Origin of the sequence: Rhizobium sp. BIGb0125 (assembly GCF_024810055.1) — a bacterium.
GTDB lineage: Bacteria > Pseudomonadota > Alphaproteobacteria > Rhizobiales > Rhizobiaceae > Agrobacterium.
This window is the reverse complement of sequence record NZ_JANUDV010000006.1, coordinates 264,436-277,591: the sequence shown is the minus strand read 5'-3', so window position 1 is coordinate 277,591 and position 13,156 is coordinate 264,436. Positions and strand designations below refer to the sequence as shown.

Here is a 13,156-nt window from a genome sequence, read left to right as displayed (position 1 = left end):
CCCAGAATATCAATCCTGACAGGGCAAGGGTGATGCGGATGCTTCGCTGACATAAGACAGCAAATGGGCCAGAAACTTCTTTCCATGGTGGGGAAGATGTTCTTCCTTTCGAACGCATAGATAAAGTTCGCGGTCGGCCCAATCGTCGCGAATTTGCACGATGCGAAAATCCATGAAGCGACCATAACGGAGGGCAGCGCTTTCCGGCACGATTGCAACGCCTGCCCCTTGCGCGACCATGGCGCAGACGCCCTCAAACCCATCCATGCGCATGCGAATATCGACATCTCGTCCAAGCTCGATGGCTCGCCTTCGCAGGAACTGTGACAAGGCGACCTTTTGCTGCAGGGTAATCATGCGCTCGCTGAGTACGCGTGAAAAATCGGTGGCGTCCAGCAGCGCGTGATCCTTTGGCACAACCAGCACCAGTCTGTCGGGCACAAAACGCCATCGCTCCAAACCGTTCATGTCGGCAGATGCCGCAACGATGCCAATATCAGCCTCGCCGTTTCTCAGCAGCGCCACCACTTCGAGGCTTGGTTTATCGGCAACTGAGATGCTGATGTCAGGATGTTCGGCCAGAAATCGCCCCATGACTGCTGGCAGATGTTCTGCCAGCATATTTGTGTTTGAGAGGAAACGGATATTACCGCTGCGCCCGTGCGAGAAATTGCTCAGTTCGATCTCGATGCGCTGTGCGCTGCTTAAAACCTGTCTGGCATGCCGCGTCAGCATGTCTCCGGCAAGTGTCGGGCGAATACCTCTTCCCGTGCGTTCTAGCAGGGGCAGGTCGAATGATTCTTCCAGCTTTTTTAGCCGGGCACTCACCGCTGCCACAACAATATTGTTCTTCGCTGCCGCAGCTGTCAGGCTACCGCCTTCAACTGCTGACAGGAAGATACGAAGGTCCGTCAGATCAAATTTCATCGCATCCAACCTTTCACGTATGGTGAAATCTGATTATAGAAAAAACTGCCTAGTCAAGATGGCGAGGGCGGCGTTATGACACTCGTCAAGTCGTACCCGCGACACATCGACACGCTGATATTTCGTAAGGAATTATCCAATTAAGCGTTTTCGCGCAAGAATTGCTTCGGAAAGACTGGTGTTTTCCGCGATGTTGCTATCTGGGCCGCGGCGACACGTATCGGCCTTGCTCGTGGGAGGAGAAGCACGGTTTGGCACTTATCGTTCATGCTTGATGAAAGCACGTTGTTTATGCCCAAGCTTCTTCCCGCCTTGTCACCCATATTTCTCTGTCTGACCGCGCTGGCCGCTACGTCCGGTCTAGCGCTTGCGGAAGACACCAACAGCGCCTCTTCCGACCTCATTGCGCGTGGTCGTTATCTGGCGACTGCTGCCGACTGTGCTGCCTGTCATACCGCACCGCATGGCGGAACGCCTTTTGCCGGTGGCTATGGCATCGACACACCGCTTGGCAAGATTTTCTCGACCAATATCACACCGTCAAAAGCGGATGGCATCGGCAATTACAGCGAGGAGGAATTCGCGCGCGCCGTGCGTGACGGTGTCGCCAAGGATGGCAGCCATCTTTATCCGGCCATGCCCTATACGGCCTATGCCAAGATCACCGATGAAGACATGAAGGCGCTCTACGCTTATTTCATGAATGAGGTGAAAGCGGATGACCATAAGCCGCAGCAGACCGAACTGCCCTTCCCGTTCTCCATCCGCACATCGATGGCCGTGTGGAACATGTTGTTCCTCGACAAGACGCGGTTTGAACCTAACCCGGCTAAGTCAGCGGAATGGAACCACGGCGTCTATCTCGCCGAGGCACTTGAGCACTGTGGAACCTGCCATACACCGCGAAATGGTTTTATGGCCGAAGACGGCAGCCTGCCTTTGGCTGGCGGAGCGATCGGTCCGTGGTTTGCGCCAAACATCACCTCTGACAAGGTGGCCGGCATTGGCGGCTGGTCGGATGCGGACCTTGTACAGTATCTCAAGACCGGCAATGTCCCCGGCAAGGCACAGGCCGCCGGGCCTATGGCCGAAGCTGTTGAGAACAGCCTGCAGCACCTGCCTGACGAAGACCTTAAGGCCATCGTCACCTATCTGAGGGATGTGCCCGCCAGTGCGTCCGGCGACGAACAATCGCGTGCCGATCTCGGCAAGCCGTCGACAGAAATCGAAGCATCGCTGCGTGGACTGCCTGGACAGGAGCCGAACGAAAACGGTTTCCATATTTTCAGTGGCAGCTGCGCTTCCTGCCATCAGCCGGAAGGCCAGGGTAACCTGCACTACCCATCGCTGTTTAAAAATACCGCAACTGCTGCGCACCGAGCCGACAATCTGATTGCAACAGTCCTTTACGGCGTCCATCGCACAGTTGGCGACAACGTTGCCTTCATGCCGGCTTTTGGACCTGATGCCTCCTACACGGATCGTCTGTCTGACGAAGATATTGCCGATGTCAGCAATTATGTTCTGACCAATTACGGCAATCCCGCCGTCAAGGTCAGTGCTGCAGATGTCGCTCTTGTTCGTGAGGGTGGCGAAAAGCCGTTGATTGTCAGGCTCGCGCCGCTTGCTGCTCCGGCAGTAATTGCTGGTGGTGTCTTTGTGGTCGGGTTGATCTCCTGGCTGTTGATCCGACGTCGTCGTTCGCCTGCCTCTTAAGGCTTAAGACCTTCCCTTCCTTTTTGCATTACAGCGCCCTCGGAGATCCTGATGCCTCTCGATAATTTTTCCCCGTCTGCCACAGGACATGTCTCACGTCGCGGCTTCCTGCGTACCACTGTCGCAATTGCCGGTCTAGCGGTATTTGCCGACCTGACTGGCCCACTTTCGGCCGCTGCCACAGATGACGCTGTCACGTCCTTTACACAGCTGTCAGAGTTCCTGACCGGCTACACACTCGATCCGGTTATCGGCGGCCGTTTTCTGGCCGCACTGAAAAAACGTGATGCCGAGCTGGATGCAAACATGGCGGCATTGTCAAACCTCATCAAACAATCCGGCGTGTTGAATATGGATGGTTTTCTCGCCCTTTCCGGCACCGACCCCGCGTTGATGAAGACTGCAACCAAGATCGTTTCCGCGTGGTATCTCGGTGTGGTTGGCGAGCCGGAAGATGCCGAGCTTATCACATATGCCGATTCCCTGATGTACCGCCCGACCAAGGGCCTTCTCACCATTCCGTCTTATGGTCCAGGCCCCAATGCCTGGGGACCTAAGCCCGGCAGCAAGATCTGACAGGAACACTTGAAATGGCAAACACATCCTATGATGCCGACCTGATCGTTATCGGCTCTGGCGTAATGGGCGGCATTGTCGCCGCCAATCTCGCCAAGGCGGGCAAGAAGGTGATCGTGCTGGAGGCTGGTCCCCGCGTCAACCGCCGCGAAATCGTCGAGACCTACCGTAATGCGCCGGTCAAACTGTCGCTCGCCAACGCCAAGCTGCAAGGTGCGGGCTCTCCCTTTCCAAGCATGCCGTGGGCGCCATCCACCTATGGTGACTATCTGCAGTATGAGGGGCCGGTCAAATACAACACCTCCTATCTGCGTGTGGTCGGTGGCACGACCTGGCATTTCGGCTCGGCGCTGTGGCGCATGATACCCAACGACTTCAAGATCCAGAGCCTTTACGGCCGCGGTCGTGACTGGCCGATTGCCTATGACGATCTAGAACAATATTACAACAAGGCCGAACTGGAACTGGGCGTCACCGGCACCGACGGACAGGACGAAAGTGGTCAGGGCGGTGGCCCTATGCCACCACGCTCCATGCCGTTCCCGATGAAGCAGTTGAACTCCACTTACATGTTCGACACGTTGGCGGAAAAGCTGCTGGTCGGTGGCTTCAACCCAGTTCTGGAGCCCCATGGTCGCGCTTCGCGTCCTTACGGCAATCGTCCGATATGCGCCGGCAACAACAATTGCAATCCGGTCTGTCCGATCGGCGCAAAATACGATGGCTCGATGCATATCGACGAGGCGGAACGTCACGGCGCCAAATTGCTCGACAACTCGCCGGTCTACAAGATCGAAGCGGCTGACGATGGCAAGATCACCGCCATCTGGTACAAGAAGCCCGACAATTCCGAGCATCGTCTGACGGCAAAATATTTCGTGCTGGCTGCCTATGGCATTGAATCCGCCAAGCTGTTGCTGATTTCGACATCGAAAAAATATCCAAACGGTATCGCCAACTCCTCGGATCAGGTTGGTCGCAACCTGATGGACCATACCGGTATCAGCATGAACATGCTGACTAAGGAAGATATGTGGCCGGGTGAAGGCCCAACCGAACTGCTGGTGTATCTCAACCAGCGTGATGGCGAATTCCGCAAGGACTACCCCAGTTACAAGATCAAGGTGCGCAACACTGTTCCGACCGCGCAGATGACTGAAGGTTTTATCAAAAAGGGTATTCTTGGCTCCAAGCTGGATGAACAGATCCGCAAATACTCGGCACGTTCCTTGAACTGGGCGATTGATTTCGAACCGCTGCCGCTGGCCGAAAACCGCGTCACGCCATCGAAAACAAAGTTCGATGCACTCGGCATTCCTGTCCCGGTCCTCTATTACAGCGTGACCGACTACTGGAATGCGGGTCGTGATCGCGGATTGCAGGATCTCAACAAGATAGCCGAACTGCTGGATGCCGAAGTGCTGTCCACTGATGTGAAATGGCAGAACCGCCAGCACGTCATGGGCACGACCCGCATGGGTGATGACCCGACAGATTCCGTTGTTGATCGTGACTGTCGTACGCACGACCATCCAAACATGTTCATCGCCGGGACGAGCGTCATGCCATCAGCATCGTGCATGAACCCGACGCTGACAGGCGCAGCACTCAGCGTACGGATTGCCGAGCAGCTGATAAAGGAAATCTGATCGCGTTGTCAGATGTTTCAGGATGCCGCCGCGGTAAGAGACGGCGGCATCAAATCGGCCGGTGTTTGATGCATTCATCGCGGAAGTGGCCAAACACGCTTTAAGCGAGCGCCCACTCCCTCGTTCATGTGCGATGAGACATGGACACGGACGGCCAAATATTGCTTGCCGTCCGCACGGTTTAAAACATTAGGCCGCGTTGCTATCCGGCTGCGACGACAAAGCGAGTTTTCTCGCTGCAACAAAGTCGACCTTGCCCGAACCAAGGACCGGCACGGCGCCAATAGTGACTTCGGCGGGTACCATCATGTCCATAGCGCCCTTCGACTTCGCAAAGCTTACAAAAGCTGCACGCGTCGCACTGGGTGCATCCGTCAGCAGGATGAGACGCTCACCCTTTTTGGCGTCTGGCACGGATGAGACGACCGAAAGACTACCCGGCCACAACTGGCCTGCCAGTGCTTCCACCGCTGCCAGCGACACCATCTCACCCCCTATCTTGGCAAAGCGCTTGGCACGGCCGCGAATGGTGACAAAACCGTCCTCATCAATGGTGACGATATCACCGGTATCGTGCCAGCCGTCTAGCAGCGGTTCGATCACACCGGGGTTTTCGGCCCTGAGATAACCGGCCATGACATTGGCGCCACGGATGAACAGACGCCCACCCTCGTCAATGCCGGGCACCGGTTCCAGTTTCCATTCCATGCCCGGCATGATCTTGCCGACGGTGCCGGAACGATTGAACATTGGTGTGTTGAGCGAAATGACTGGCGCCGTTTCAGTGACGCCGTAACCTTCCAGAATGCGCAGACCGAATTTTTCCATATAGGTTTCGCGGGTCGATGCCTTGACCGGTTCAGCACCGGAAAAGATGTAGCGGATTGAACGGAAGTCATAGGGATGTGCGGTGCGCGCGTAACCGTTGAGGAAAGTGTCGGTGCCAAAAATGATGGTGGCATTGGACGTGTAGATCAGCTCCGGCACGATGCGGTAATGCAGCGGCGACGGATAGAAATAGACCGGGACACCGGCGACCAGCGGCAGGACGGTTCCAGCGGTCAGGCCAAAGGAATGGAAGACCGGCAGAATATTGAACACCTTGTCGCCCGAATGGAAGTCGATGCGCGACGCGGCCTGGGCTGCATTTGACAGGATGTTGCGGTGAGTCAGCACCACACCCTTTGGTGCACCTTCCGAACCCGACGTAAACAGGATCACGGCGGTGTCTTCCGCTGTCTGTTTCACCAGCGGTTTGTAACGACGGATCAGGCCCTTGATCTTGTCAAAAGTGGTGATGGTCTTACGCAGATCATCCAGCCAGACAAAGGTCACGTCCTTTTCCAGTTCTGATATGATCGGAGCAAGCTTGCCCTGCGTGACGAATGCACGCGAGCACAACACATGTTTCACCTGCGCCGCCTTGCAGGCTGACAGGATATTGGCGGCACCAGCCGTGAAGTTCAACATGGCCGGAACCTTGCCTGCCGACATGACACCAAGAACGGTGGCGGCTGTGCCATTGGCGTTCGGCAACATGACACCGAGGTTCTTTTCATGCGGGAACAGGGTCTTGAATTTTGCGCCGAGTACGGCAGCACCGGTCAGCAACTTGCCATAGGATAGCGGACCGCTGATTGGATCTTCGACGGCAAGCTTGCTGCCACCCTTCTCCTTCGCTGTCTTGATGATGCGTTCTAGAACCGTGCGGTTGGTATCTGTCGTCCTGAACAGCAACATTGACATGATCTTGTAGAGTGCCGCACCGGCTGCAATGCGACGCTTGCGTCCTTTCAGTTCGTCTGGAACATCAAGACGAACCGGCTCTAGAATGGTCACTTTGACCTTGGGGAACAGGCGACGACGAACCTGGCCGCCGGAAAGGCGTGAAAAATAGCTCTTTTCCAAACCGTCGATACGGACAGGCACAACCATCGAGCCGGTCTTGTCGGCCACCATGGCAGCGCCGTCGTAAACCTTCATCAGAGTGCCGGTCACCGTTAGACGACCCTCGGGGAAAATGCCGATGGCATTGCCGTCCTGAACCACTTTGATCAGCGAACGGGTCGCCATTGGCTTGGTCGGGTCGAGCGGCAGGAATTTGCACATCTTCAGGAATGGGCGCACCCACCAGGCCTGCGCTATCTTGTAGTCAACGGCAAAGACCGGCTCTTCTTCGGTGATGGCCAACGCCAGCGCGCCATCGAGGAAACTGACGTGGTTGAGAGCGATAATCGGTGCGCGACCTGCCTTGCGAATGTTCTCCAGACCCTCAACTTCCAGTCGCATGAATGCGCGGAACAGGATCGAGATGAAATCGCGGAACGGGTTGGTTGGCAGAAACTTCAGCATCAGCCAAGCTACAGCGAGATTGATGAGAGACAGGCCAAGAATGATCATTGGCACCGACACGCCAATAGCCTGTAGAATGGCAACCAATGCTAGGCCACTGGTGATGAACAGGGCTGAAAGAACATTGGCGCCGCCAATAACGCGGGCACGGCGTGTCTCATCGGCCCAGGTCTGCATGGCAGCAAAGGTCGGGACAGCGAGGAATGCACCACCGATGGCCATGCCAGCGAGATCGACCGCCACACGAATGGTGTTCTGACCGGCAAAGAAGGCGGCCATGGTATCGGCATGTGCTGACGACTGCAGACCCCAGAGATTCCACGCAAGATCGATACCGAACAGGGCAACGATGGCGATGCCAACAGGTGCGGGCAGAAGAACGACACGACCGGCCGACATCCAGCCGGCGATCGCCGAGCCAACGGCAATCGAGATTGCGAAGGTTGCGAGATAGGCGGGAACGATCAGTTCGGAGCCACCAAGGATTTCGGTGACCATGATTGGCAACATCGACATGACAAAGGCGCCGACAAACCAGAACCAGCAATTCATCAGTGCTGAACGCCAGACGCGACTATCCTCACGCAGTTCCTTGACCAGTGTCATGCTAGAGCGCAGCACGTTTTTGTCGATGACCAGCGAGGGTGCCCGTGCGCCAGTACGCGGGATCATGCGGGCCGACAACCAGCATAGAAGCGACAGCACCATCATCATCGGGCCGAAGATCCAGACGCTGTCACCCTCGGCGAAGGCATAGGCGGCAACGATCGTACCGGTAAGGATGGCGATAAAGGTGCCGCCCTCAATCCAGGCATTGGCCTTTGGCAGTTCTTTTGTTTCGAGAAGGTCCGGCAGGATGCCGTATTTGATCGGTCCGAACAGTGCCGAGATGACACCGAAACCGAACAGCGCAACCATCAGCACAGTGATCGATGAAAAGGCGATGCCAATAACCGAGATGGCAGCGATGCCGATTTCGGCGAACTTCAGCCTTTCCGCCATCTGTGCCTTGTCATGTTTGTCGGCAAGTTCGCCGCCAAGGGCTGACAAAGCCAGGAAAGGCACAATGAAGATGCCGCCCGCCAGAGTCACGAGGGCCGCACCTTCGGCAGCCATCTTCGCCAGAATGAGGAAGATCAATGTCTGTTTGAGGAAGTTATCGTTGAACGCGGACAGAAATTGCGTCCAGAACAGCGGCGCGAATTTCCTCGTTTTAATCAGACTGTCTTGCATTGGCGCTTTCCTTTTCGATCGCGACAGGAAAACCATGGAGTTGTTAGGTAATTATTGACAGCTAAAACAACTCCAGGGTGTGGTTAATAGTGTTTAGTTGTCGCTATCGCGATTGAACTTTACGATCAGTTTTTCCGATTCAACATTGTCACGCAGGGTCTTGGTCATGTTGACCGTGGTCTGAACGAGCATGAGAATGCCCATGGCGAGATATCCCTTGCCCCAGAGATCAAGTGGCATCATCCAGATGCCAAGCACCAGCATGAAAGCGGCAGCACCGAAGGAGATGTAGGAAAAGCTGACCCAGGTGGAGGAATGTTTCTGAAAACTGTCGTTCACGGTTTTAATTCCTTGATGTGTTGAAATGAGGTTCAGGCTGCGGTGACGAGGCGGCCACGTAAAACTGTTGTGATCCGGTTGAACATTGGGCCTCTCCCGTTTATGAACGTTGTTCATGAATTTTTGTTTCGCATAAAAATGAACGGTGTTCAATATTTATTTGAACGGTGTTCAGAAATTTTACGAGGTGGCTGGCATGGGTCGACGGGAAGAAAAACGGGAAGATCTCAAGGCCCGATTGCTGGACGCGGCGCGTGACCGCATAAAACGCGACGGATTGGCAAATTTGCGGGCACGTGATGTCACGCAGGATGCCGGCTGTGCGCTGGGTGGTCTCTATAGTGCCTACACGGATCTCAATGATCTGATCATCCATGTGAATTCAACGACATTAAAGGCTCTCGAGCAGTCATTGGCGCTGGCTGAGGTCAAGGACAAGTCACCAACCGACAAGTTGCGCAATCTCGGGCAAGGTTATCTGAAGTTTGCGATGGCCAATCGCAATCTCTGGAAAGCGCTGTTCGAACATTATCCGCCTGAAGAGTCACCCGCCCCCCAGTGGCATCTCGATGAGCATCTGTTTTTGCTCAGCATCATTGCCGAGCCTCTGGCGGAATTGCAGCCGGATATGAGTGCGGAGGATCGCGCTGTGCGTGCACGCACGCTGTTTGGTGCCGTCCACGGCATCATCAGCATCACGCTGGAAGCGCGGTTTGTCGGCTTGCCGCCGGAACGGCTCGGACATGAGCTTGATGAGATCATCATGATGATTGCCGCAGGTGCCGCCGCCCAACGCATTGCCTGACACCCGACGCGTTTATTCCGGAGGCATCAAAGGCGCACGCCGTATAAATTCCTGAATAGCTGCTCATCGTCTGCACAAAATCTGCAAACGCCGGGTCTAGCCTGTTCATATGAAAAAGCACCTCATCCCTGATCAAGCTACCCTTCCCCGCCTACCTTACCGTCTCCTTCAGGAGAACTGGTGGTTGGAAGACAATCCCAACATTGAAAACCGCATTCCGCCATCGCCTATAAGCCAAGGCAGGGTTCGACACCTTCAGTCGCGAAAGCGTGAGGTGTCGACATGCAACTGACACACACGCAAACCGTTGCCCCACCCCATACCCTTGCCGACAAAAAACTGCTGCTGGTGTTCATTGCGACGATTGCAGTCGCCGATTATCTGATTTTTCAGCAGGCGCCGGGCCTTAACCTTTTCCTGTTTTCTCTATCGCTGACATCAGCCATTCTCATGACAGCACGCCGACCACCGAGCGGCATCAAGGCAGCCACCTGCCTGGGTATTTCTGCGTTAGCCGCAGCACCCTTATTGGAAACGCCAAGCGTAACAGGTGTTATCTTTGCGATGACGGCTGTTGTTTCCATCGCGCTTTTTTGTACAAATCTATTGCCGAAAACACCAATGGCCGTACCGCTGACGCTGCTGCGGTTCATTCCGCTGGTGCCGTTGCGTTTGCCGCACCTCTGCCGCCGCTATTTCGTCTCGCATTCGGGAAAACCAATTTTCGGAACGACGTTGACGTCGTTTGCCGGCTGGCTGTTGCCGCTCGGCATGGGACTGGTGTTCCTGCTGTTGTTCACGGTGGCCAATCCATTGATCGCGATGGGGCTGCACAATATCGATCTTAGCTTTCTGATAGACCTCTTTGATATCACGCGCATCGGATTCTGGTTACTTGCAGCAATCGGTATCTCGGCGATACTGCGTCCGCGCCTGATACGCAAAACCAGTCATCACATTACGGAAACCCCGCAGGTCAGCCATCAATCGACAGGCTTTCTCGATCACACCGCCCTCCTCCGGTGCCTGTGGGTCTTCAATCTGCTGTTTGCCATGCAGACGACGCTGGACGTGCTGTATCTGTGGGGAGGTGCGGAACTGCCCGCCGGTATGAGCCACGCAGAATATGCCCATCGTGGTGCTTATCCCCTTGTGGCAACCGCCCTGCTCGCGGCAGCTTTCGTACTGGTTGCCATGCGTGATGGCGGGCCGGGAGACAGCAGCCGTCTGATCCGTATGCTGGTGATTGCCTGGATTTTGCAGAATGTCCTGCTCTGCCTATCGTCCATTCTCAGGCTCGATCTTTACGTGCAGACCTATTCGCTGACAGGTCTGCGCATGGCAGCTGGTATCTGGATTGGCCTAGTGGCAGTCGGTCTGGTCTTCATCTTGCTACGCATTGCATTGCGCCGGTCCAATGAATGGCTGATTTCAAGGAATGTCGCGACGCTTCTGACAGTGCTTTACCTCTGTGCATATTTCGATTTCTCGGGCTTTATTGCCCGCTTTAATGTGGAAAACAGTGCGGAGGTCAGTCAGTTGGGCACACCACTCGACTTTTATTACCTCAACAAACTTGGACCATCGGCAATCCCGGCTATCGATATCTATGTTGCTAAAGTGCCAGGGCATGACTGGAGGCACGAGATGGCGAAGCGCATGAGGGATCGTCTTGCTACCAGGTTTGCGATGCGCTCATTGGATTGGCGAAGCTGGAACTACCGGGATCACAGAATTAAAAACTATATTCGGTCTACCGCTTTGATCGAACAATGAAACAGCGATATCACCGACACATTGGAATTATCAGGAGACCTTATGGTGCCGCGCATTCTTGTCGTCGATGACGAGCCGAACATCCGTGAGGTGATCTGTTTTGCACTTGAACGCGCTGGCATGGCGACTGCTACGGCCGGAACCGGCATACAGGCGATGGCAACGTTTCGTGCGAGCAAAATCGACCTTATCGTTCTTGATATCGGTATGACTGACATGGACGGCCTAGAAGTCTGCCGGCAAATCCGCAAGACATCCTCTATTCCCATCTTGTTTCTTTCGGCGCGGGACGAAGAAATCGACCGGATCCTGGGTCTCGAGATTGGTGGTGATGACTATGTCACCAAACCGTTTAGCCCACGCGAACTGGTCGCGCGGGTCAAAACCATTCTCAAACGAACTGGCACGACAAGCACAGCAGGTCGAAACGAACAGGATTTAACCGTTGGGGAACTGCGGCTGGAAAGTGCTGGCAGGACTGTGACCTTTGCGGGCAATGCCGTTCTCCCAACCACGCTGGAATTTGCCATTCTCGAAACACTGATGGCGCGCCCGGGCATGGTGTTCAGCCGTGAGCAATTGATGGTGGCGGCATACGGCCCGGGAATTTATGTCGCCGACCGCACCATTGACAGCCACATCCGTAATATCAGGGCGAAACTTGCAGCTGTCGGGAATGATAACGTGATCACGACAGTCCATGGTGTCGGCTTCAAGCTGCGCGTCGATGCTGAGCGGGGTCGCTGACATGCCGGCACCGCAGGTAAAGTCAAAATGGCGACCACGACTGGCCCTGATCGTTTACTCGGTGCTGCTGTCGATCATGGCACTGCCGATTATCAGCATCATCTGGTTTCGCACCATCGACAGCACGGCGTCCCTGACGACTACAACGGAGGCGGGTGCGTTGTTGGGCGTGCTTCTGGTCACGCTCGGTGTTGCCTATGTGCTTAGCCGCAACATTACCGGGCCGATCAACGCGCTGATTTCGCGTTCCGATGAAATCGCGCGCGGGGGACGGGCGGCAATCCAGCCGCTTGACAGTTACGGCACAAACGAGATTGCGACCCTGTCGCAAAGTTTTCTCGATCTTGCCAGCAAGCTGGTCGATCGCAACGAATATGTCCGTTCGTTTGCGGCGCATGTATCGCACGAGCTTAAATCGCCGCTGACGTCAATCCGCGGTGCTGCCGAACTGATGCGTGATGACGACGACGAACAGCCAATGACCAAGGAGGAACGCCAGCGTTTTCTTGACAACATCATTGCCGATTCCAAACGGCTGGACCTTTTGCTGGCCAGATTGAGGGAACTGGCCTATGCCGAAATCCCTATACCCGCCGATCAAAGCACGGCAGATGATGTCTGCAACATGCTGCGCGATCGGTTTCCACACCATGTGATTGGCCTGTCCGGCCAACCGGGCATTCGGTTTGCACTGCCGATCGAAGCTGCGGCCGTGGTGTTCGGCAATCTCGCCGAAAATGCATTCCAGAATGGTGCGACGCGTGTGGATATTGAGGCGCAAGCCGATGTGCAGATCGTGCGGATTTTGGTCGCCGACAATGGCAATGGTATTTTGCAAGCCAATCGCGAACGCATATTCCAGCCGTTTTTCTCCACCCGGCGGCAAGATGGCGGCACGGGCATGGGACTTGAGATCGCCCGCACCATGCTGGCCCCACATGGCGGAGATATTACGCTGCAAGATACTGGTGATCAGGGGGCTGTGTTTTTGGTCACTGCGCAGCGATCCTGACTTCTGTGACATGCGATTTTACTT

At 55.4% G+C, this 13,156-nt stretch carries 10 protein-coding genes; 7 read left to right on the top strand and 3 right to left on the bottom strand.

What is annotated here, in order from left to right:
- Positions 1-9: 9 nt before the first annotated feature.
- On the bottom strand, positions 10-927 hold the full coding sequence (locus M2418_RS18365) for a LysR family transcriptional regulator (RefSeq protein WP_259148373.1): 918 nt from the start codon (positions 925-927) through the stop codon (positions 10-12).
- Between the two features lie 291 nt (positions 928-1,218).
- On the opposite strand from M2418_RS18365, the gene M2418_RS18360 reads away from it, so the two are divergent.
- From M2418_RS18360 to M2418_RS18350, 3 genes are read left to right on the top strand one after another with little or no spacing between them, the layout of a single operon-like run.
- Positions 1,219-2,643, top strand: a complete 1,425-nt coding sequence (locus M2418_RS18360; RefSeq protein ID WP_259148371.1) for a cytochrome c — start codon at positions 1,219-1,221, stop codon at positions 2,641-2,643.
- A 51-nt stretch (positions 2,644-2,694) separates the two neighbouring features.
- Positions 2,695-3,219 carry a sorbitol dehydrogenase family protein gene (locus M2418_RS18355; RefSeq protein ID WP_259148369.1) on the top strand — a complete coding sequence of 175 codons (525 nt, stop codon included), beginning with the start codon at positions 2,695-2,697 and terminating at the stop codon, positions 3,217-3,219.
- Positions 3,220-3,233: 14 nt separating this feature from the next.
- Complete coding sequence (locus M2418_RS18350; protein WP_259148367.1) at positions 3,234-4,868, top strand: GMC family oxidoreductase; 1,635 nt, start codon at positions 3,234-3,236, stop codon at positions 4,866-4,868.
- Positions 4,869-5,057: 189 nt separating this feature from the next.
- Here M2418_RS18350 and M2418_RS18345 read toward each other — a convergent pair whose 3' ends face one another.
- A complete protein-coding gene (locus M2418_RS18345; RefSeq protein ID WP_259148365.1) occupies positions 5,058-8,453 on the bottom strand; it encodes an acyl-[ACP]--phospholipid O-acyltransferase in 3,396 nt (1,131 codons plus the stop codon).
- A 93-nt stretch (positions 8,454-8,546) separates the two neighbouring features.
- Positions 8,547-8,792 (bottom strand): YiaA/YiaB family inner membrane protein, encoded by a 246-nt coding sequence (locus M2418_RS18340; RefSeq protein WP_259148364.1) that lies wholly within the window; start codon positions 8,790-8,792, stop codon positions 8,547-8,549.
- Between the two features lie 196 nt (positions 8,793-8,988).
- Here M2418_RS18340 and M2418_RS18335 point away from each other — a divergent pair, with 196 nt between their 5' ends.
- From M2418_RS18335 to M2418_RS18320, 4 genes are all read left to right on the top strand, one after another.
- Positions 8,989-9,597, top strand: a complete 609-nt coding sequence (locus M2418_RS18335) for a TetR/AcrR family transcriptional regulator (protein WP_259148363.1) — start codon at positions 8,989-8,991, stop codon at positions 9,595-9,597.
- A gap of 282 nt (positions 9,598-9,879) precedes the next feature.
- Entirely contained in the window at positions 9,880-11,373 is a 1,494-nt protein-coding gene (locus tag M2418_RS18330) for a DUF4173 domain-containing protein (protein ID WP_259148362.1), read from the top strand.
- A gap of 42 nt (positions 11,374-11,415) precedes the next feature.
- Positions 11,416-12,120 (top strand): response regulator transcription factor, encoded by a 705-nt coding sequence (locus M2418_RS18325; RefSeq protein WP_259148361.1) that lies wholly within the window; start codon positions 11,416-11,418, stop codon positions 12,118-12,120.
- Between the two features lies 1 nt (position 12,121).
- Positions 12,122-13,132 carry a HAMP domain-containing sensor histidine kinase gene (locus tag M2418_RS18320; RefSeq protein WP_259148360.1) on the top strand — a complete coding sequence of 337 codons (1,011 nt, stop codon included), beginning with the start codon at positions 12,122-12,124 and terminating at the stop codon, positions 13,130-13,132.
- The last annotated feature ends 24 nt before the right edge of the window (positions 13,133-13,156 follow it).

Excerpts from the sequence above, each read along its gene's own strand:
- M2418_RS18365 (WP_259148373.1), bottom strand. The coding sequence starts at position 927 with ATGAAATTTGATCTGACGGACCTTCGTATCTTCCTGTCAGCAGTTGAA.
- M2418_RS18360 (WP_259148371.1), top strand. The coding sequence starts at position 1,219 with ATGCCCAAGCTTCTTCCCGCCTTGTCACCCATATTTCTCTGTCTGACC.
- M2418_RS18355 (WP_259148369.1), top strand. The coding sequence starts at position 2,695 with ATGCCTCTCGATAATTTTTCCCCGTCTGCCACAGGACATGTCTCACGT.
- M2418_RS18350 (WP_259148367.1), top strand. The coding sequence starts at position 3,234 with ATGGCAAACACATCCTATGATGCCGACCTGATCGTTATCGGCTCTGGC.
- M2418_RS18345 (WP_259148365.1), bottom strand. The coding sequence starts at position 8,453 with ATGCAAGACAGTCTGATTAAAACGAGGAAATTCGCGCCGCTGTTCTGG.
- M2418_RS18335 (WP_259148363.1), top strand. The coding sequence starts at position 8,989 with ATGGGTCGACGGGAAGAAAAACGGGAAGATCTCAAGGCCCGATTGCTG.
- M2418_RS18330 (WP_259148362.1), top strand. The coding sequence starts at position 9,880 with ATGCAACTGACACACACGCAAACCGTTGCCCCACCCCATACCCTTGCC.
- M2418_RS18325 (WP_259148361.1), top strand. The coding sequence starts at position 11,416 with ATGGTGCCGCGCATTCTTGTCGTCGATGACGAGCCGAACATCCGTGAG.
- M2418_RS18320 (WP_259148360.1), top strand. The coding sequence starts at position 12,122 with ATGCCGGCACCGCAGGTAAAGTCAAAATGGCGACCACGACTGGCCCTG.